Source organism: Kitasatospora sp. NPDC004531 (assembly GCF_053602195.1).
Genome location: NZ_JBSGDD010000116.1, coordinates 1 through 18,903, shown reverse-complemented (window position 1 = coordinate 18,903; position 18,903 = coordinate 1). Strand labels below are relative to the sequence as shown.

Annotated in this window: 16 protein-coding genes; 7 read left to right on the top strand and 9 right to left on the bottom strand. The window is 76.0% G+C overall.

Annotated features, from left to right (window positions below; all coding sequences use genetic code 11):
- Positions 1-110 precede the first annotated feature (110 nt).
- Together ACWEMJ_RS30590 and ACWEMJ_RS30585 are read right to left on the bottom strand one after the other, a co-directional pair.
- Positions 111-1,727 (bottom strand): FUSC family protein, encoded by a 1,617-nt coding sequence (locus tag ACWEMJ_RS30590; RefSeq protein WP_452140377.1) that lies wholly within the window; start codon positions 1,725-1,727, stop codon positions 111-113.
- Positions 1,728-1,802: 75 nt separating this feature from the next.
- A complete protein-coding gene (locus ACWEMJ_RS30585; protein WP_452140376.1) occupies positions 1,803-3,056 on the bottom strand; it encodes an alpha/beta hydrolase family protein in 1,254 nt (417 codons plus the stop codon).
- Between the two features lie 102 nt (positions 3,057-3,158).
- Between ACWEMJ_RS30585 and ACWEMJ_RS30580 the strand changes: the two genes are divergently transcribed.
- The gene (locus ACWEMJ_RS30580; RefSeq protein WP_452140375.1) at positions 3,159-4,115 is read left to right on the top strand and encodes an ArsR/SmtB family transcription factor; all 957 of its coding nucleotides are present in this window, start codon (positions 3,159-3,161) and stop codon (positions 4,113-4,115) included.
- Between the two features lie 9 nt (positions 4,116-4,124).
- Here ACWEMJ_RS30580 and ACWEMJ_RS30575 read toward each other — a convergent pair whose 3' ends face one another.
- The 4 genes from ACWEMJ_RS30575 to ACWEMJ_RS30560 form a co-directional block, all read right to left on the bottom strand.
- Positions 4,125-5,375, bottom strand: a complete 1,251-nt coding sequence (locus tag ACWEMJ_RS30575; protein ID WP_452140374.1) for an MFS transporter — start codon at positions 5,373-5,375, stop codon at positions 4,125-4,127.
- On the bottom strand, positions 5,372-7,063 hold the full coding sequence (locus tag ACWEMJ_RS30570; RefSeq protein ID WP_452140373.1) for a condensation domain-containing protein: 1,692 nt from the start codon (positions 7,061-7,063) through the stop codon (positions 5,372-5,374). Before ACWEMJ_RS30570 ends, ACWEMJ_RS30575 begins: the two co-directional genes overlap by 4 nt.
- A 97-nt stretch (positions 7,064-7,160) precedes the next feature.
- Complete coding sequence (locus ACWEMJ_RS30565) at positions 7,161-8,477, bottom strand: DUF6271 family protein (RefSeq protein ID WP_452140372.1); 1,317 nt, start codon at positions 8,475-8,477, stop codon at positions 7,161-7,163.
- Positions 8,459-9,523, bottom strand: a complete 1,065-nt coding sequence (locus ACWEMJ_RS30560) for a phytanoyl-CoA dioxygenase family protein (RefSeq protein WP_452140371.1) — start codon at positions 9,521-9,523, stop codon at positions 8,459-8,461. The genes ACWEMJ_RS30565 and ACWEMJ_RS30560 overlap by 19 nt, the downstream gene beginning before the upstream one ends.
- A gap of 534 nt (positions 9,524-10,057) precedes the next feature.
- Here ACWEMJ_RS30560 and ACWEMJ_RS30555 point away from each other — a divergent pair.
- Both ACWEMJ_RS30555 and ACWEMJ_RS30550 read left to right on the top strand, forming a co-directional pair.
- Positions 10,058-10,912, top strand: coding sequence for a hypothetical protein (locus ACWEMJ_RS30555; protein WP_452140370.1), 855 nt, complete (start codon positions 10,058-10,060; stop codon positions 10,910-10,912).
- A gap of 25 nt (positions 10,913-10,937) precedes the next feature.
- Positions 10,938-11,168, top strand: coding sequence for an acyl carrier protein (locus tag ACWEMJ_RS30550; RefSeq protein ID WP_452140369.1), 231 nt, complete (start codon positions 10,938-10,940; stop codon positions 11,166-11,168).
- On the opposite strand, the gene ACWEMJ_RS30545 is transcribed toward ACWEMJ_RS30550, so the two are convergent.
- Positions 11,152-13,488: a helix-turn-helix domain-containing protein gene (locus ACWEMJ_RS30545; RefSeq protein WP_452140368.1), complete on the bottom strand. Its 2,337-nt coding sequence runs from the start codon at positions 13,486-13,488 to the stop codon at positions 11,152-11,154. The genes ACWEMJ_RS30550 and ACWEMJ_RS30545 overlap by 17 nt on opposite strands.
- A gap of 253 nt (positions 13,489-13,741) precedes the next feature.
- Between ACWEMJ_RS30545 and ACWEMJ_RS30540 the strand changes: the two genes are divergently transcribed.
- Both ACWEMJ_RS30540 and ACWEMJ_RS30535 read left to right on the top strand, forming a co-directional pair.
- Complete coding sequence (locus ACWEMJ_RS30540; RefSeq protein WP_452140367.1) at positions 13,742-14,464, top strand: GNAT family N-acetyltransferase; 723 nt, start codon at positions 13,742-13,744, stop codon at positions 14,462-14,464.
- Positions 14,464-14,784 carry a hypothetical protein gene (locus ACWEMJ_RS30535; protein ID WP_452140366.1) on the top strand — a complete coding sequence of 107 codons (321 nt, stop codon included), beginning with the start codon at positions 14,464-14,466 and terminating at the stop codon, positions 14,782-14,784. The genes ACWEMJ_RS30540 and ACWEMJ_RS30535 overlap by 1 nt, the downstream gene beginning before the upstream one ends.
- Positions 14,785-14,807: 23 nt before the next feature.
- Here ACWEMJ_RS30535 and ACWEMJ_RS30530 read toward each other — a convergent pair whose 3' ends face one another.
- On the bottom strand, positions 14,808-15,536 hold the full coding sequence (locus ACWEMJ_RS30530; RefSeq protein ID WP_452140365.1) for a leucine-rich repeat domain-containing protein: 729 nt from the start codon (positions 15,534-15,536) through the stop codon (positions 14,808-14,810).
- A 136-nt stretch (positions 15,537-15,672) separates the two neighbouring features.
- Between ACWEMJ_RS30530 and ACWEMJ_RS30525 the strand changes: the two genes are divergently transcribed.
- Positions 15,673-17,109, top strand: coding sequence for an FAD-binding oxidoreductase (locus ACWEMJ_RS30525; protein WP_452140364.1), 1,437 nt, complete (start codon positions 15,673-15,675; stop codon positions 17,107-17,109).
- A gap of 62 nt (positions 17,110-17,171) precedes the next feature.
- On the opposite strand, the gene ACWEMJ_RS30520 is transcribed toward ACWEMJ_RS30525, so the two are convergent.
- Positions 17,172-17,915, bottom strand: a complete 744-nt coding sequence (locus ACWEMJ_RS30520; protein WP_452140363.1) for an alpha/beta hydrolase — start codon at positions 17,913-17,915, stop codon at positions 17,172-17,174.
- A 225-nt stretch (positions 17,916-18,140) separates the two neighbouring features.
- Here ACWEMJ_RS30520 and ACWEMJ_RS30515 point away from each other — a divergent pair, with 225 nt between their 5' ends.
- Positions 18,141-18,773 (top strand): AAA family ATPase, encoded by a 633-nt coding sequence (locus ACWEMJ_RS30515; protein ID WP_452140362.1) that lies wholly within the window; start codon positions 18,141-18,143, stop codon positions 18,771-18,773.
- The last annotated feature ends 130 nt before the right edge of the window (positions 18,774-18,903 follow it).

Genomic DNA, 18,903 nt, shown 5'->3' with positions numbered 1-18,903 from the left:
GAAGCACCGGCAAACCATCCAAGTACACCCAGTACGAGGACGGTTCGCCGGCACTCCCAGCCGGGCGCCCGACGCCGCGCGCTGATCCGACAAGACCGACCGGACAGGCCCTAGGGGCAGGCCGGCGACGGCTCGCGCCCGTGGTCGCGCCCGTCGAGCATGGCGGCCAGCTGCCCGTGCCCCTCCTGCTCGGCCCGGGCGATCCGGAGCTGCGGCAGGGCGCGCTGCCACCACTCGCCGGAGGCGATGTCGGTGGCCTCGCGCACCTCCACCAGCGCGTGGGAGAGGCGGCGGCGGGCCGCGGCGGCGGCCGGCGGGTGGGAGACGGCGGTGCGGGCCGACTCGGTGGCGGCCACCAGCGCGGCGAGGGCGCGGTCGAGGCGGGTGCTGGTGCGGCGGTTGGTGACCACCAGGCAGGCGGCGAGGCCGAACAGGGCGCCGACGCAGGTGTCCAGCCAGCGGTCGGTGACCAGGGTCCGGGGGTCCTGGTAGCCGGCGAACTCGGTCATCAGCAGCGCCATCGGCGTCACGAAGGCGCTGGCCACCCAGTAGCTGCGGGCGATCGTCGCCTCGGTCGCGAAGTTGCAGGCCAGCGCGATCAGCACCAGCGCGAGCTGTCCCGTCCGGGAGAGCGGGAGCAGCGCGGTGAAGACCAGCAGCCCGAGCAGGTTGCCGAGCACCCGCTGGAGCGCGCGCTGCCAGGACAGGCCCGCGCTCGCCTGGTAGATCGAGGCGGCGGTGACCACCGCCCAGCCGGGCCGGCCGACCCCCAGCGCCATCGACGCCCAGCCGGCGGCCGCGCAGCCGAGCGCGACCCGCAGCGCGATCGGCAGCAGCGGCGAGCCGGGGCGCAGCGCCTGCCACCGCGAGGGCGGGCGCACGGCCGCCGCCTCGTCGGCGCCGCGCAGTTCGGCGTCCTCGGCGGCGGTGAGTGCGACGGCCGGCAGCGGCCGGTTGCGCCGCAGGTCGCGGGCCCAGGCGCGGTACCGGGCGGCGGTCTCGGGGTCGGGGCGCGCCGGGCCCAGGGCGGATTCGCTGCGCACCAGCAGGCGCTCCAGCCCGGCCACGGTCTCGCGGCGCGGCTCGGCGACGGCGGGCCGGGCCTGCGGTGCGAGGGCATGGCGGGCGGCGTTGACGGCGGCGGCGAGCGCCGTGCGCGCGGCGGGGCGGCGGTCGGGCTCGCTCGACAGGAGGCGGGCGGCGGCTTCGAGGGCGCGCGCCGTCAGGATCCGCTCGGGCCCGAACGGCCGCACCAGTGCCGGCGCCATGCAGACCAGCCAGGCCACGGCGGCGCCGCCCGCGGTGAGCGCCAGGTGCGCGGGCAGCTCGGCGAGACGCTGTGGCACGAAGGCGCAGGTGGTGCTGGTGAACGTCACGATGAGGGCTCCGGGCGGCCCGACCCGGCCCGCCTCGCAGGCGAGCTTGTGGAGCGCGGCGAGGACGGCGCAGACCGCGACCAGGACGGCGACGGAACCGGTGAGCGAGGCGGCGGCGAGCGCGACGCCCGTGCTGAGGACGGTACCCGCCGCCACCCCCGCGACGGTGCGCGCCCGCGCGGGGTACGGCAGCCCGTGCCCGTAGAGCGCGCACAGGGAGCCCGCCGTCGTGTAGAGCGCGAGGTCGAGCCGCCCGAGGGCGAGCAGCGTGAGGTTCACGGTCCCGATGGCGACGACGGCGCTCAGCGCGGGCTTGTGCCAGATGTCCGCCGGGCTCCCCAGTCTCAGCACCTGGCGCAGAGGAGGCACGGGGATGCGGGGAGTGGGCCGGGACCGTTCGAGCATACAAAGAGATTAACAGATGCTTTACCCGTAAAATACTTCTCCCGCGGGCGCCGCTCCGGAAGGCGCGGACGGTCGGGCGGCCAGGTGCCGGGCGAAGAAGGCCCGGACCGTGCGGCGGACGGCCGGGATCGTGGCGGGCGGGGCGGCGGGGCCGACCGTCGCCACCCGGTCCGCCGCGGTGGTCAGGCCCGCGGCCTGGAGCTGCGGGACCATCGCGGCGAGGTCAGTGAACGCCCAGTGGGCCGCGTCGGGCAGGCGGGCGGTGCGGACCCGGTGGGGCGAGCGGGCGGCCAGGGCGGACCACGATCGGTCCAACTCCGCCCGGCGGTCGAAGAGTTCGGTGCCGAACAGGAGCAGCGGCCGGTCGATCCCGCCGACGGTGACGGGGAACGGTTCGGGGTCGGCGCCGGGGCCGAGCGGCGGATGGTCGAGGAAGCCCTCCAGGTTGACCGCGGCGCGCACCCGGCGGTCCTCGAACAGCGTCTCGGAGACGGCGCTGCCGCCCGCCGAGTGCCCCAGGAGGCCGACCCGGCGCGGGTCGATCGCGGTGGCGAGCCCGCGCGGCAGCGGCAGTTCGGCGGGCCGCCCGAGCCGGTCCAGGACGAAGCGCAGGTCGGCGACGCGGGCGGCGATCATCGTGCGGGCGAGGTCGGGACGCTGCCGAGGGTCGTCGCGGAACACCGTCGCCCGCACCGGGTCGTCCCGGAAGGCCGTGGTTCCGGGGAACTCGACGGCGGCCGCGTCGCCGGGATGGTCGACCGCGACGACCACCGCCCCGTGGCTGGCCAGGTCCTCCGCCAGGGACGTCCCCAGGCCGCGCGGGTCGCCGCCGCCCGGGCTGAACACCAGCACCGGACGCCGGCCCGGCAGCGCCTCGGCGTCCGCGAACGCGTGGCAGCGGGTGGCCGCCCAGTCCACCCCGGCGGCCGGCAGCCGCAGCGGCCCGTGCGGGGCGACCTGCCCGAACACGGCCGCCGCCAGCGGAGGCAGCTGCGCGGCCGGCGGCAGGCCCGCCACCGCGCGCGCCGGGTAGAAGAACGTCAGCATCAACTCCCGCACCGGGATCGAGGCGTCCCACGGATCGCGCCGGGCGGCGTCGACCAGGTACACCGACCGGCACCCCACCGGGTGGCGGCCGGTGGGCGCGGGCAGGACGAGCGGGGCGGGGCCGGCGGCGCGGGCGGGCCGGTCGCCGAGCCCCAGCAGCAGGGCGGCCGGGCCCAGCAGGAGCGACCTGGCGACGGTGCGCCGGCCGAGCGGGAAGTCATGGATCATGAGGGGGATGCTGCCGCCCCGGGCGGTACGGGAGCGATCCTTGAGGCCACGGGCTCAAGGATGGCGGCCCCGGACACTGCCGGTTCGACACGCGGGGGCGCTGTGCTGCGGATCCACTTCACACCGGACGACTTCGCCCGGGTCCGGCTGATGCCCCGGCCGGCGCCGCTCCAGGAACTGCACGCGGCGCTGGCGACGATGTGCCGCCAGGACGGCGAACTGCTGCACGGCGCCTGGCGGCGGAAGATGCTGCGCACCCTGCCGAACGCGGCCGCGCCGCTCGCGGACCTCGTCCCGGCCGGGCGGGCGCCGAGCTTCCTGGACGTGGTCGCGGACGACCTCGCGGGCGCGCTGGAGCAGGTCCGCTCGACCCCGGCGGCCCAGCTCGCCGCCGAACTGGAACGCGTCCACGCGGGCACGCCCCCGCCGGGGTGGATCCGCGACCTGGCCCGGGGCGACGCGGGCGCGCGGCGGGTGCTCGGCAGGGCGCACCGCGCGGCGTTCGAGACACTGCTCGCACCGGTGTGGGGGCAGGTGCAGGACCTGCACCGCGCCGAGTTCGTGCACCGCGCCGTGCAGCTCGCCGAGACCGGAGCCGGCCCGCTGCTGACCGGGCTGCTCCCGGGCGCCCGGCTGGACGGCGGCTCCTGGGAGGCGCCGGGCCCGCCGCGCGAGATCCGCCTCGGCGGGCGCGGCCTGCTCCTGCTGCCGACCTTCCACTGGACGGGCGGCCCGCTGCTGTCGGACCTCCCGCACCGGCCGGTGGTGCTGACCTACCCGGCCGGTCCCGGCCTGCCCCCGCAGCCCGGCGGCCCCGCCGGGCCCAAGGCGCTCGCCAAGGTGCTCGGCGCGACCCGGACGGAGCTGCTCCACCTGCTGGCGGAGGACCACAGCACGTCCGAGCTCGCCCGGCGCCTGCGGGTGAGCGCCGCGACGGTCTCCGCCCACACGGCCGCCCTGCGCGGGGCCGGACTGATCTCCACCACCCGCGCCGGAAAGGCCGTGCTGCACCGCCGGACCGCCCTCGGCGGCCTGCTGGCCCGGACCGGCGAGCAGTAGGCCGGGGGATCAGGCCCGGGTGCGCGGCAGCGAGCGGACGGCGGGCAGCGCCAGCATCAGGCCCAGCAGGAACAGGCCCGCCAGGGCGGAGAACAGCAGCACGTCGTCGGTGCCGAAGGCGGCGGCGACCGGACCGGACAGCGCGCGGCCGACCGGGATCACCATGATGGAGCCCGCCACGTCGTACGCGGAGACCCGGCTGAGGACGCCCAGCGGGATGTGGGTCTGCACGCTGGTCGACCACATGACGCCCCAGAAGGCGAAGCCGCAGCCCGCGACCAGGCCGGTGGCGGCCGTCAGCAGGAACGGCCAATGCAGCGCCGGGGCAAGGGGGTTGAGCGAGAAGAACAGCATCGCGCAGGCCCCGGCGACCAGCGGGCGGGCCGGGCGCACCCGCATGCCGAGCAGACCGCCGACGATGGTGCCCGCGCCGTCGGCGGAGGCGATCCAGCCGTAGCCGGCGCTGCCGTGCTGGTCGGTCAGGGCGACCGCGCCCAGCGGCAGCGCCGGGCCGAACACCAGCAGCCCGTACACCGACCAGACCGCGATCACGCCCCACAGCCACGGCCGGGAGCTGAACTCCCGCCAGCCGACGGCCAGTCGGCGCCAGATCGGGGCCTCGGGGTCGTCGGCCTCGGCCCCCGGCGCGCGCAGGCCGCGCAACGGGAGCAGGCCCAGCGCGCTGAGCGCGAACGCCGCCGCGATGACGGCGAACGAACCGGACACGCTCCAGTAGCCCACCACCAGGCCCGCCGCGCCCGGCCCGAGCAGGGTGCACACCGCCTCGGAGACGCGCAGCAGCGCGTTGGCCCGCTGGATGTCCTCGGCGACCTGCGGGACGATGCCCGCCAGCCCGGGCTGGAACATCGCCGTGGCCGCGCCGGACAGCGCCATCAGCGCCATGATCTGCCACAGCGTCACGTCGGTGGTGGCGAGCAGCAGGGCCAGCAGCAGCATGGCGAGCATCCGGACGGCGTCCGCGCCGACCATCATCAGCCGCGGGCCGACCCGGTCGGCGAGCACGCCGCCGAACAGCACCAGCAGCACGATCGGGGCCATCCAGGCGGCCAGCGCGTAGCCGACGCCGCTCTCGCCGTGGCCCGAGCGCAGCACGGCGGCGGTCAGCGACACCATCAGCATGCCGTCAGCGAACAGCGAGGAGCTGCGGGCCAGGAACAGCAGCCGGAAGCGGTGCGAGCGCCACGGGCTCGCCGGGGGAGCGGCGGGAGCGGCGGAATCGGTCAGGTCGTCAATGGTCATGTGGGGTCGGCCGCCGGGCGGCCGCTTCCTTCCAGGAGGGCCGGCTGCGACAGCCAGGCATCGGTGCGGCCGGGTTCGGCCGGGGCGTGCGGCACGATCCGGTAGCGGCGCGGGGCGAGCACGCCCGGCCGGTCGGGGAGCAGGCGCATCAGCGCGGCGTGGGCCTGCTCGGGGGTGGCGCCGGCCAGGTGCGCGGTGAGGTCGGCGGTGACGTGGACGGGACGGCCGTCCAGCGCGTCGGACAGGGCGTCCGCGACGGCGGCGGGGGAGACCCAGCAGCCGTCCGTCAGCTGCCAGTCGCCGCCGCGCTCGGCCGGGTGGACGCCGGTCAGCGCGGTCAGGTCGGCGAGCGGCACGTCGCCGTCGGCGACCGCCTCCAGCAGCCGCACCAGGCCGGCCAGGAACCCGGCCGCCTCCGCCCGGTCGAACAGCTGCGGGTCGGGCCACAGCGCCAGGTGCAGCACCGGGTCGGTGCGGTAGACGAAGGTCAACAGGCCGGTGGGGAGGGCCTGTTCGGGGCCCCAGACGAGTTCCAGCTCGGGGTCGGCGTCGGCCGTCGCGGCCGCCGGGCGCAGCGCGCCGGGCAGGCCGGAGACGTCGTTGTAGACCACGTCCCGGCCGAAGCGGCTGCCCCGCCCGGTCGTGGTCCGGTCGATCATCCGCCACAGCCGCAGCGCGTCGAAGCGGCTGTGCCGGTAGGCGTTGAGCGCCGCCGCCCAGGCCGTGCCGAGCAGCGCGTCGAAGCCGGGCACGGAGACGTCCAGCAGGAGCAGCGCGTCCTGCGACAACGGGGTGACGGTACGGGCCAGTTGGGACTTGTAGCGGTTGGCGGTGGGCACCGCGCCGACGTACGCCGACTGGCCGGCGCGGTGCGCGACCAGCGCGCACCAGGCGGTCAGCAGCACCGTCGAGGCGGGCACGCCGAGTCGGCTCGCCGCCCGGTCGAGCGCCTTGCCGCCGCGCGCCGAGCGCAGGGTGAGCTGCGGGGCGGGGCCGCCGGCGCGGCGGGCGCGCGGCTCGGCGAACATCGCCTGCGGGCCGGTGGCGAGCACCCGCTCCCAGTAGCGCAGCGAGGCCGCGGCCTTGCGCTGCCCGGCCGGGGCGGCCTCCTCCTCGGCCAGCTGGAGCGGCGTCAGCGCGGCGTCCGCCGGCGGCAGCGGCTCGCCGTTCAGCAGCGCCGTCCACTCCTCGCGCAGCACGGCCAGCGCGCTGCCGTCGGCGGCCGCGTGCCCGGCGACCAGGGCCAGGCGGACGGGCACGCCGTCCGAGGTGAGCACGGTGGCCCGCAGCGGATGGTCCCGGCCGAGGTCGAACGGGGCGAGCCGGGCCTGGCGGGCCAGCGCGTCGGCGTACCCCGCCGGGTCGGCCGGCAGCGGCCGCACCTCGTGCACGGCGACGGTGAACTCGCCCTCCGCTGCGACGAGTTGCTCGGTGGGCAGCTTGCCGGGCGGGTGCGGGAAGACGGTCCGCAGCGCCTCGTGCCGGACGGTGAGCGCCCGCAGCGCGTCGATCACCGCCGCAAGGCCCGCACCCGGCGGGACGGGCCACACGTCGTGGATGTCGACGTCGGCCGCGCCGTCGCGCAGGATGCAGCGGATCATGTTGGTCTGGCCGAGCGTCAACGGGCCGCGGCGCGGCTCGCCGCCGGCCCAGCGGACGGTGACGGTACGGGAGGTGGAGGGAGACAAGGGGTCGCTCGCAGTCCTTCTCGGAAGCGGATCGGTCGCGGATCGGTCGCGGATCGGTCGCGGATCGGTCGCTGATCGACAGGGGCGGGGGAGTCCGTCACCCCCCGGCCGGAACGGTCGTGCCGGCGCGCGCGGCGGCCGTCAACGGCCCCCAGGCGTCGATCAGTTCGGCGAAGTCGTGCAGGTCGGCGCGGGCCCGGGCCGGCAGTTCCGCGCGCCGGGCGGCGATCGCGTCGGCGACGGCCGTCCAGTCGCCGCCGAGCCGCCGGTAGCAGTCCTCGACGGTGTCCAGCCGTTCGGCGTCCGGCCCGTCGCCCGCCGGGCCCGCGACGTCGCGCACCGCCGCCGCGACCGCCGCGGCGTCCAACCGGCCCTCGCCGTCCAGCAGTTCGGCCCCGGCCAGGCGCGGGTAGAGCTCGCCCAGGCGGCGGGAGAGCAGCAGGAAGCGGGCCAGTCGCAGGTGGTAGGCGACCTTGCCGGGGCCAGAACGGCGCTCGCCGGTGTGGAAGTTGACGATGTGCCGGTTGTGCAGCACGCCCGGCAGGGCCGCCTGCTGGGCGAGGTGCAGCAGGAAGTAGTCGCTGCCGATGGTCTCCACCGCGGGCGGCAGCGGAACCCGGCCGTACAGCTCGCGGCCCAGCGCCACGTTGCACATGTCGATGCGGTTCGGGGCGACCGGCCCGAGCGCGGCCCGGTCGGCGGTGAACGCCTCGGCGCCCGCGCCGCGGAACGCGTCCCGGACGGCCTGCGGGCGCCACAGCGGCGGGGTGGTGGGCGGGAGCGACAGGCCGACCAGCTCGGCGTGCACCTGCGGGTCGCGGGCCAGGATCTCCGCCACGTCCACCGACAGCTCGCCGATGAACGAGGCGCCGACCAGCGCCACCGGCAGCGTCGCGGCGCGCGGGCCGAGCCGGCCCAGGCGGCCGCCGCCGAGGCGTTCGGCGACCTCGGCGGCCGGGAGGCCGAGCGCGGCCAGCTCCTGGTGGATCGGGAACACCGGTGCGCCGTCGAGGAGTTGGTAGCGGCTGTCGGAGTCCCGGCGGTGCACCGAGTCGCAGCCGAGCGCCTCGGCGAACAGGAACGCCCGGTCGGTGCACGCCCCGTAGGAGACGGCGTCCGGCAGCAGCAGGTCCAGCAGCCGGGCCTCGGGCAGCCCCGCCCGGGCCGCCAGGTCGGCGAGGAAGGCGCGTTGGGCGTCCTCGTCGAAGTGGTGGACGCGCACGCCGGGCGCCGGCGGCAGCGCCGCCAGCACCGCGGCGTGCTCCACGCGCACCGGGGCGGGGGAGGAGTCCAGCACCAGCAGCTCCACCCGGACGTCGAACTCCCGCGCCCCGTACGCCGCTTCGTCGGCCAGCGCGCGCAGCGCGGGGGAGCAGGCCCGGTTGGTGGGCAGGGTCAGGCAGACGCGGCGCACTGGTCCACCCGTTCGGCGACGGCCGGCTCGTGCCAGGAGCTCAGGCCCAGCAACTTGCTTCCCAGGTCGGTGAGTTCGGCGGTCGGGTAGCGCTTGGACTCGTGCAGCACCGGGTCGCCCACCAGGGTGCGGTTCCAGCGCGGCGTGCGCAGGTGCCGCCAGGAGTCGACGCGGGACTTGCGCAGCCGCTCGTGCTCCTCCAGCGCGGGCATCATCGACAGGTACTGGACGGCGCGCACGCCCTGCTCGGACAGGTTGCGGGCGACGCCGTGCGCCAGCAGGCCGTTCCAGATCAGCAGGTCGCCGGGGTGCAGGTCCGGCCGGACGACCGGCAGTTCGGCGCGGTCGATCTCGGGGCGGACCGGGTCGCGGTCGACGGGCTGGTCGAGCTTCCACGACTCGAAGCGCCGGAACAGCTCCGGGTTGCACTGGAAGCCGCCGGTCTCCGGCGAGGTGTCGTTCAGCGCGATGATGCCCTGCACGCGCTGCGGGGGGACGCCGAGGGTGGTGTCGATGTCCCAGTGCAGCTCGATGTCGAAGCCCCGGTCGGTGGGGTCGATCAGCGCCCGGTCGCGGTTGCCCCGGTTGGGCGGGTTCAGGTTGAGCCGGTCCAGGGTGACCCACAGCTCCTCGCAGTCCCAGACGTCCACGAAGGCGTCGTAGACCCGCCGGTTCTGCCGGCTGTCCCACAGCAGCTGGTGGTGGTACGCCTCGACGAAGCCGTAGATGTGCAGCTGCTGGTCGAGCGCGGAGCGGAACGGCCGGTCCGCGAACCAGCTGTCCGGGTCCTCGGGGTCCAGGCCCTGGAAGTCCCAGGCGAAGTCGAGCATCCGGCGGGCGTGCTCGGCCGGCACCGCCTCGCGGACGATCACGTAGCCGTAGGTCTGCCAGTGCGCGAAGTCCTCCTCGGAGAGCACCCGCAGCGGCCGGGACTTGGTGAGCTCGCGCAGGGTGTGCTGGGCGAGGTAGGACTCGCCGTCGTTGCTGAAGTACGGGCGGTCGCTCGCGGCCCGGAACAGATGGGCGCGGCGGGACGGTGCGGACATGGAAGAGCCCCTCCAGGGAGCCGGTGAGAAGAGGAGACCCCACCCGGACGGCGGGTCGGACGGTGCGCCCGGGGCCGACGGACGGCGCAGCGGGGCGCGGCGGCCCCCGCAGCGGGGCCGGGCAAGGGGAAACGGGCGGCGGGGAAGGGCGGCGCCGGGAAGGCGCCGCGGCCGCTTTCGATCGCCACATTGGTCCAGACCACAAACCTTGTCAAGTTCCTGACCGGTAACCGGAGTCGGCAACGGGTCAAGCTCCGTGCGGTTGCGAGTTGGTCTAGACAATTGGCAGGGATCTGTCCTAATGTCCCCCTCGGCTCCGGTCCCTGACGGAGCGTCGGCCCACGCCGCCGGTGGACTCACCCCGGCACGCCCGCCGACGACGGCCCGCATCCGCGCCGTCCCGCCCCGAGCGGCCCACCGCACACCGACAGACCGGTGAACGGTCCACCGCACACCGACCGACACCGACACCGTCGCGTCCGTGCACCGCCGCCGTCCCCCGACCGCCCGCTCCCGCCGAGAGGGAACCCCGCCATGCGCACCACCGGCACCATCACCGTGCCCGGCGTCCGACTCGCCAACCCCGGACCCGGACTGGTCACCCTCGACCCCGTCCGCACCGCCCTGCTGCGCGGCCTCGACGAGCTGCTCACCGGCCTCGCCGCCGAACTCGCCGCCCCCGAAGTCCTCGGGCCGCCCCTGCTCGCCGTCGACGGACTCGCCAAGCTCGACTACTTCCGCAACTTCCCGCACCTCGGCGTCAGCGCCGCCCGGTTCACCCCCGACGCGCACGACGGCCTGGCCGCCGGCGAGGACCCCGCAGGCCGCCCCGTCGAGCCCACCGGCCACCTGCTGCCCTCCGCCACCTGCTACGGCCTGCTGCTCTCACTCGAGGGCCAGGACGTCGGCGAAGGCGTCCGGCTGTCCGCCGCCGGCCGCTGCTTCCGCAACGAGACCCACTACGACGGGCTGCGCCGCCTGTGGGGCTTCCACATGCGCGAAGTGCTCTACCTGGGCACCCACCGGGGCGCCACCGCCCACCTGGAGCACGGCGCCGCGTTCATCACCGCCACCGCCGAGCGCCTCGGCCTCGACCTCACCCGCGCCGCCGCCGACGACCCGTTCTACGACAAGGGCGGCTCCCGCGCGAAGCTGATGAAGCTCGACCCCGTCAAGCACGAGTTCAGCGCCCCCGACGGCACCGCCATCGCCTCCGTCAACCGGCACCGCAACTTCTTCGGCGAACGCCTCGACATCCGGGCCGGCGACGCGGGCGCCGCCCACAGCGCCTGCGTCGCCTTCGGCCTGGAGCGCTGGGTGCACGCCATGATCCTCGCCCACGGCACCGCCGAAGCCGCCCTCGACCACCTCGACGCCGTCCGCGCCTGACCCGACGCCCCACGAAGGAGAACCCATGGACCGCATCACCGCCTGGCTGCACGAGAAGAACCCCGACCTGGACGGCCCCATCGGCCCCGACGAGGACCTCATCGAGGCCCGGCTGATCGACTCGATGGACTTCCTGGAGTTCATCGACCTCCTGGAGGACCTCACCGGCGACAACATCGACCTGCAGGACGTCACCATCGACGACTTCCGCACCCTCAACCGCGTCAACGAGCGCTTCCTCAGCCCCGTCGGCTGACACCCCGGCCCGGCGCCCGGCCGTCACCACCCCCGGCCGGGCGCAGCAGCTCCTCCAGACCCGCCCGGCGCGGATCGCCCGTCTCCGCCATCACCTCCCGCGCCTGCTGCCACAGCACCGCCGCGTCCCCGGGCCGCTCCAGCTCCGCGAACGCGTGCCCCAACTGCTCCAGGGTGCGGCCCTGCGCCCAGCGGTTGCCCGCCGCCAGATGCAGCTCCAGCGACCGCCGCAGACAGCCCACCGCCTGCGGCAGCCGGCCCAGCACCCGGTGCACCGTCCCCAGGTGCAGCAGCGCCAGGCCCTCGGTGCGGCCGTCCGCGCTGCCCGCGCGCAGCGACAGGGCCTCCAGCAGCAGCTGCTCCGCCTCCGCCGTCCGCCCCACCCGCAGCGACGCCTCGCCCAGGTTGGTCAGCGTCACCCGCTCCACCCACCGGTAACCGATCGCCCGGCCCAGCGCCAAGGCCGGCTCCAGCAGCTCCAGGGCCTCCACCGCCCGGTCCTGACGCAGCAGCAGCTCCGCCAGGTTGTTGCGCGCCGCGCACTCGCTCTCCGGATCGGCCTCCCCGGCCGCGCACCGCTCCAGCGCCCGGCGCAGATGGATCTCCGCCTCCACCGGCCGCCCCGCGTGCAACTGCGCCGTCCCCAGCAGCACCAGCGACACCGTCAGCGCCCGCGGCTGCGCACTGTCCGCCGCCGCCGCGACCGCGATCCGCGCCGCGTTCAGCCACTGCGCCCGGTAGTGCCGCAGATGGAAGAACGACCACAGCGCGAACGGCAACTGCCAGGCCGCCGGCGGACGCCCCGCCCGCGCCGCGTACCGGATCACCGACAGCAGGTCCGCCAGATGCGCCTCGCACCACGCCACCGCCTGCGCCACCGAGTCGAACACCGGCGGCCGCACCCCCGGCAGCGACGCCCCCGCCACCGGACGGCCGCCCGGCTCCAGCAGCCGGCCCGCCGCGTCCGCGCCCTGCCGGTACCAGTCGAACAGCCGGTCCAGCGCCGCCGCCCGGTCCCGCGGCGAATCCTGGGTCTGCGCCAACTCCTGCGCGTACACCTGGAGCAAGGAGTGGAAGCGGAAACGTTCCGGCGTGTCCGGCTCCAGCAGATGGACGTCCGCCAGCAGGTCCAGCAGCTCCCGCGCGTTGCCCGCCGTGGTGCCCAGCAGCGCCGCCGCCGTGTCCCCCGTCAACGCCGCCCCCGGGTGCAGCGACAGCAGCCGGAACGCCCGGGCCGGCTCCGGCGCGAGCGCCCGGTACGACCAGGAGAACACCACCCGCAGCGCCGAATCCCCGTCGTCCGCCGCCGCCAGCACCCGCAGCCGGTTGCCGCTGGAGCGCAACTCCTCGTTCACCCGCGCCAACGGCAGCCCCGGCCGGCCCGCCGCCCGCTCCGCCGCCACCAGCAGCGCCAGCGGCAACCGCCCGCACAGCCGCACCAGTTCGTCCGCCGCCGCCGGCTCCGCCGCCACCCGCTGCGCACCCAGCGTGCGCCGCAGCAGCTCCACCGCCCGGTCCTGCGGCAGCGGAGCGAGCGTCACCCGGCGCGCCCCGTCCCGCACCACCAGCCCCGCCATCCTGGTCCGGCTGGTCACCAGCACCACACACCCCGGCGCGCCCGGCAGCAGCGGACGCACCTGGGCCGGCGCCGCCGCGTTGTCCAGCACCAGCAGCACCCGGCGCTCGGCCAGCACCGTCCGCAGCAGCGCGCTGCGATCCGCCACCCCCGGCGGAATCGTCCCCGGGTCGGTGCCCAACGCCCGCAGGAAACTGTCCAGCACCTCGCCCGGCTCCCGCGGCGAGCCCGAACTCCCGTGCCCCGCCAGATCGCTGAACAGCACCCCGTCCGGGAACCGGTCCCGCACCCGGTGCGCCCAGCGCACCGCCAGCGCCGTCTTCCCGACCCCGCCCATCCCGTCGATCACCCACACCCGGGGCCCGCCCTCGCCCCACCGGGCCCGGGCCGCCGACAGCGCCGAGTCCAGCTCCGCCAGCGCCGCCCCGCGGCCTGCGAACACGCCCGGCGCGGGCGGCAGCTGCACCGGCACCGGCACCGGGGTCGCCACCGGGTCGCCCGCCGGCTCCGGCCGGCCGCCCGGCGGCCCGAGCAGCGCCGCATCCACCCCCAGCGCCCGGGCGCAGGCCGCCGCCAGCACCTCCGTGCCGTGCCGCCGGCCGGTCTCCACCCGACTCAAGTAGCTCTTGCTGTAGTTGGTGGCACGGGCGAGCTCCGCCAGCGAAACCCCGCGCTCCTCCCGCAGCCGCCGCAGCCGCTCGCCGAACATCACCGGCCCGGCCCCCACTTCCTGATGTGCTGTCACTGCCCGGCGGCGCGTTCCCCCCGTCGTTGCCCGGGTGTTGACACTTCCGCCCTGTCAACAGGCAACACCTTGCCGGTGCCCGCACGGACCCGAAGGATGGGAGGCGGTGCCCGGCCCCGCAGCACGCCGCCGCGCCAGCCTATCCGCCGTCAGGGAAGCGGCGGACCGGCCGTCCACCGGAACCGACCAGGCCAGCGGAGTGCGATGCCAGAAATCGAACCACCACCCGCCCCGAACGGGGCACACTGAGCCGATGCTGACCGACCACTGGCCGCCCGCCGGCATCCGGGTGCGCACCCCGCGCCTGGAACTGCGGCTGCCCACCGAACCCGAACTCGCCGAGCTCGCCGACGTCGCCGCCCGCGGCGTCGTCCGGCCCGGCACCCGCCCGTTCCGCTCCGCCTGGTCCTACGCCCCACCCGCCGAACGGGCCCGCGCCGTCCTCAAGGCCCACTGGCGCGCCCAGGCCGACTGGACCCCCGAGGAGTGGACGCTGCCACTGGCGGTCTTCGACGACGGCCGCCCCGTCGGCGTCCAGTCGCTGCGCACCCACGGGTACGCGATCCGCCGCGAGATCCTCTCCGGCTCCTGGCTGGGCCTCGACCACCACGGCCGGGGCCTGGGCACCGAAGCCCGCGCCGCGATGCTGCACCTCGCCTTCGACGGCCTGGCCGCCGAATCGGCGATCTCCCACGCGTTCGCCGACAACGCCGCCTCCCTCGCCATCTCCCGCCGCCTCGGCTACCGCCCCGACGGCGTCGACCGCGAGAACCGCCACGGCGAACTCGCCCTCACCCGGCGCTTCCGCCTCGACCGCGCCGACTGGCACCCCACCCGCCGCACCGACATCCACCTCACCGGCGTCGCCCGCTGCGCCGAGCTCCTCGGACTCCCCGTCGGCGACCAGGACGCGGAACCGCCGCTGCCCGCACGGACGTTGGAAGGAGACCTGCCGGACCGGACGACGGAGCGCTGATGCTGCCCTACCTGATCACCCTCGCGGCGACCGCCGCCGTGGCGACCCTGATCGCCCTCGCCGGACACGCCGTCCGGCGGCGCGGCGCGGGCACCGCCGCCGCGATGGGCGGCATGCTCGCCGCCTACGAGGAGGCGGTGCGGGGCACCTCGCACGCGTCGCACGTCGCACTGCGCGCCGAAGCCGACCGCACGGCCCCCGTCGAAACCCCCGGCGGCCGCTTCGACGGGCGCTCCCTGCTCACCGCCCGCCCCGAACACCCCGCCCGCCCCGCCCGCGGCCGGTGGCGGACCGTCAGGACATGGTGGCGCCGGGGCTGACCGGAGCCTGCGTCACCCGGCTGTCACCACGCGGGCGGCTGGACCAGGCCGGGGCCGCCCCGGTGCCAGGTCGGGACGTGGTCCGCCGCCGGAGACGGCAGGCTCGCCAGGCAGGCCGCCGAGCAGGCGTTGACCAGCAGCGGCAGCACGTCGTGGCCCGAGGTGTGCAGCGATATCCACGCCTGCCTGAGCTCCGTCACCGGGCCGTCGCACACACTGCACGCCCGCACCTCCGTCGCCCCCCACGTGCCGGGGTCCAACGCCGCGAGATCCGGCCCGTCCGCCGGCTCGGCCAGCGCCGGGAAGCCGGGCCGGTACTTCGGATTCCCGTACAGCGCCCGGGTGCTGACGCGGCTGCCGCGCAGCGCGGGCAGCCGCGCCAGCTCGTACGGGAACCAGTGCAGCCGGTACGAGGTGTACGGATCGAACTCCTCCAGGGCGCGCATCCGCCCGATCTCGGCCGGCAGCCGCACCAGGTTCGACCGGTACAGCACCAGCTTCCGCACCCGCGTCAACGCCCCGATGCCCGCCGGCAGCGTCACCACCTGCCGCCGCTGCTGCGGGGTCATCTCCTGCAGCGGCGCGAACTCCTCCCGCCCGTCCGCCGCCGCCTCCCCGACCAGCTCCAGCAGGCGCAACCACCCCGGCGCGGAGGTGTCCTGCCGCTCCCGGTGGAACCGCACCCGCCGCGCTCTCCCGCCCACAGGCAGGCACCGGCACAGGTCGGCCACGGACGAGCCGTCGTCACTCACGGGTATCTCCTCAGCTCAGGTGTCCCACCAGTCCAGCGCACCACCCCCGGGGACGTCCAGTTGCTGTCGCCCCGTCACCCGGCCCGCACCACAGGGCCCTCTGGTCACAGCGGACACCCGGCCGCACAATCGGCAGATGACGCCGACGCCGCGCACGATCTCTCCGTCCGACCGGGCCGCGTTGGCCCGCGAGATCGAGGGTGAGGTGGTGGGGCCGGGCGATGGCGGGTACGAGGTGGCCAGGCTGCCGTACAACTCGCGGTTCGAGGTGCGGCCGCAGGCGGTGGTGCTCGCGCAGGGCGTCGAGGACGTGCGGCGGACGCTCGCCTTCGCCCGGCGCCACCGGCTGCCGCTGGCGGCGCGCGGCGGGACGCACTGCTACGGCGGGTGGTCGACCAGCCCGGGGATCACGCTCGACCTGAGCCGGATGATCACCGTCACCACCGACGGCGAGAGCGCCACGATCGGGGCGGGCGCGCTGCTCATCGACGTCTACGACACGCTGCTCGCCGAGGGCCGGAGCATCCCGGCGGGCAGCTGCCCGAGCGTCGGCATCGCCGGGCTGACCCTCGGCGGCGGCATCGGATCCGTCTGCCGCGCCTACGGGTTGACCTGCGACCGGCTGCTCTCGGCGGTGGTGGTGACCGCCGACGGCCGGGTCCGGGAGTGCTCGGCGCAGCAGGAGCCGGAACTGTTCTGGGCGCTGCGCGGCGGCGGCGGAGGGAACTTCGGGGTGGTCACCGAGTTCACCTTCCGCACCCACCCCACGACCGAGATCACCAGGGCCGCCCTGCGGTGGAGCTGGGACGACGCGGCCCGGGTGCTGGACGCCTGGCAGCACTGGGCGCCGGCCCGGCCGGACCGGGAGTGGTCGTGCCTGCGGCTGACGGCCGAGGGCGACGCAGGGTGCTCGCTGCGGGTGGAGGTGTACGTCCTCGGCGAAGCGCTCGACGTCGCCGGGCAGTTGGTCGCCGCCGTCGGTGTCGCACCGGTCGAGCTGGGCAACGAGGTCATCTCCTACCGGGAGATGATCATGTCGATGACGGCGAGCGAGGGCGACGTGCCCCGACTCCGGCTGGCCGGCCGGAGCCCGCAAGCCCTGCTGGAGCGCCCGCCGTACGTCGCGACGTCCAACTTCTTCCCCGTCCGGCTGCCGCCCGCCGGCGTCCACGCCCTGGTGGCGGAAGTCACCGCGAGGGCGGCGGGCGGCGGCACCGGCTACGTGCTGCTGGACAGCCTGCGCGGAGCCGTCGGACGCGTCGCCCCCGCCGACACCGCGTTCGTCCACCGCGACGCGCTGTTCTCGGCGCAGTACCACTGCTCGTACGACCCCGGCACCCCGGCCGCCGTGCTGGACGACGCCGACCGGTGGCTGCGCCGACTGCGGCGCGCCATGCGGCCGTGGGCCGGGGACCGCGCGTACGTCAACTACGCGGACCCCGGCCTGGACGACTTCGCCCACGCCTACTACGGCGCCAACCTGCCCCGGCTGGTCGCCGCCAGAGCGGCCTACGACCCGGACGGGTTCTTCGACTTCCCGCAGGCCGTGCCCCGGGCCGCCCCCGGGCGGTAGGCGACGGCCCGCCGGGCGGTAGGCGACGGCCCGCCGGGCGGTAGGGGACGGCCCGCCGGGCGTTACCTCAGGTGGCGGGCGAAGAACCGGGCCCCGGCGTCGATCTCGAACTGCGGGACGCCGGTGTGGCCGCCCGTATTGGCGTGCAGGGTCTTCTCCTTCGAACCGAGGGCGTCGAACAGCTCCAGCGCGGCCCGCCGGTCGTTGTTCTCGTCGTCCCACTGGAGCAGGAACAGCGCCGGAGCGGTGACCCGGCGGGCCTCCTCGAAGATCGCGGCGGGCACGAAGCTCCCCGCGAACAGGCCGAGGGCGGCGATGCGCGGCTCCACCGCCGCCAGCCGGACGCCGATGGAGATCACGCCGCCCTCGAACCCGACGGGCCCGCCGAGTTCGGGCAGCGCGAGCAGCGCGTCGAGCGCGGCCCGCCACTCCGGGACGGCCGCCTCGACGAGCGGGAGCACCAGGGCGTCGACGAGCCCGCCGCCGACCGGCCCGCCCGCCGCCAGCACCCGCCGCAGCTCGGCCCGGGCCTGCTCGACACCCGCCAGCGGAGGCCGCCCACCGCTGCCGGGAAGCTCCACGGTGGCCGAAGCGAAGCCGAACTCCGCCGCGTAGTACCGGGCCCGCGCCGCCAGCCGGGGCCGCACCGTCGGCAGCCCGAGCGGCGGAGGGCCGATCAGGATCAACGGCGCCGGGGACGACGCGGACGCGGACGGGGGAGCCCACAGCAGGCCGGGAATGCCGCCGAGGGAGAACTCGCGCTCGACAACGCCGTCGTCGAGGCGCTGTTCGGAGAGGAATTGCATGGTCGTGCCTTTCGGGAGAGCAGCTGGAACGGCGCTCCCGGACGACCTATCGCCCGACCGTGACCCCGCAGCGGAGCACCCACGTCGATATCGCATCCACGGGTACCACCTCCTCGGTCTGTCACACGGTCACCGGCAAGGTAGCAGCGGCCGTGGCACTCCGCCAAACGATTTATTCTGGGCTGCCAGGGTCACTGCGGACATCGCCAACGGGAGGAGCCGGCCGTGCTGGTGTGGATCAACGGGCCGTTCGGCGGCGGCAAGACGCAGACCGTCCACAACCTCGCCCGCCGCCTGCCCGGCGCCGCCGTCTGCGACCCCGAACTGCTCGGCTTCGGCCTGCACCGGATGCTGCCGCCCGCCCTGCGCGGCGACTTCCAGGACCTGCCCGCGTGGCGCACCGGCACCGTCGAAATGCTCGACCTCGCCGCCCGGCGGCACCCCGGGCCGGTGCTCGTCCCGATGACCGTCACCGACCCCGGGCACTTCACTGAAACCGTCGGCCGCCTGCGCGAACTCGGCCACGACGTACGGCACTTCGCGCTGCTCGCCGAACGCGCCACGGTGCTGCGCCGGCTCGCCGAACGCGAACCCGTGCACCACCTGCGCCGCCTCGCCCGGCTGCCCGCGCCGGCCGGCGGCGACAGCTTCGCCGTCCGCCGCCTCGACGACTGCCTGCACCGCCTTGCCGAACCCGCCTTCGCCACCCACCTGCACACCGACCGGCTCACCGTCACCCAGGTCGCCGACCGCATCGCCGCCCTGACCGGCCTGCGCCCCGCCCCCGACACCGACACACCCCTGCGCGCCGGCCTGCGCCGCGCCGCCGTCAAGATCCGGCATCTGCGCTTCGACTGAGACCCGCCGGACAGCCGAAACCCGCCGCCGCCCGGCGCCGCGACACCGGCCGAAGTCGCGGCTGCCGCACCCCGGTTGGCCGAGATCGACCTCCCCGCCGCCCCGCCCCGGCCCGGAGGCACAGTTCCTC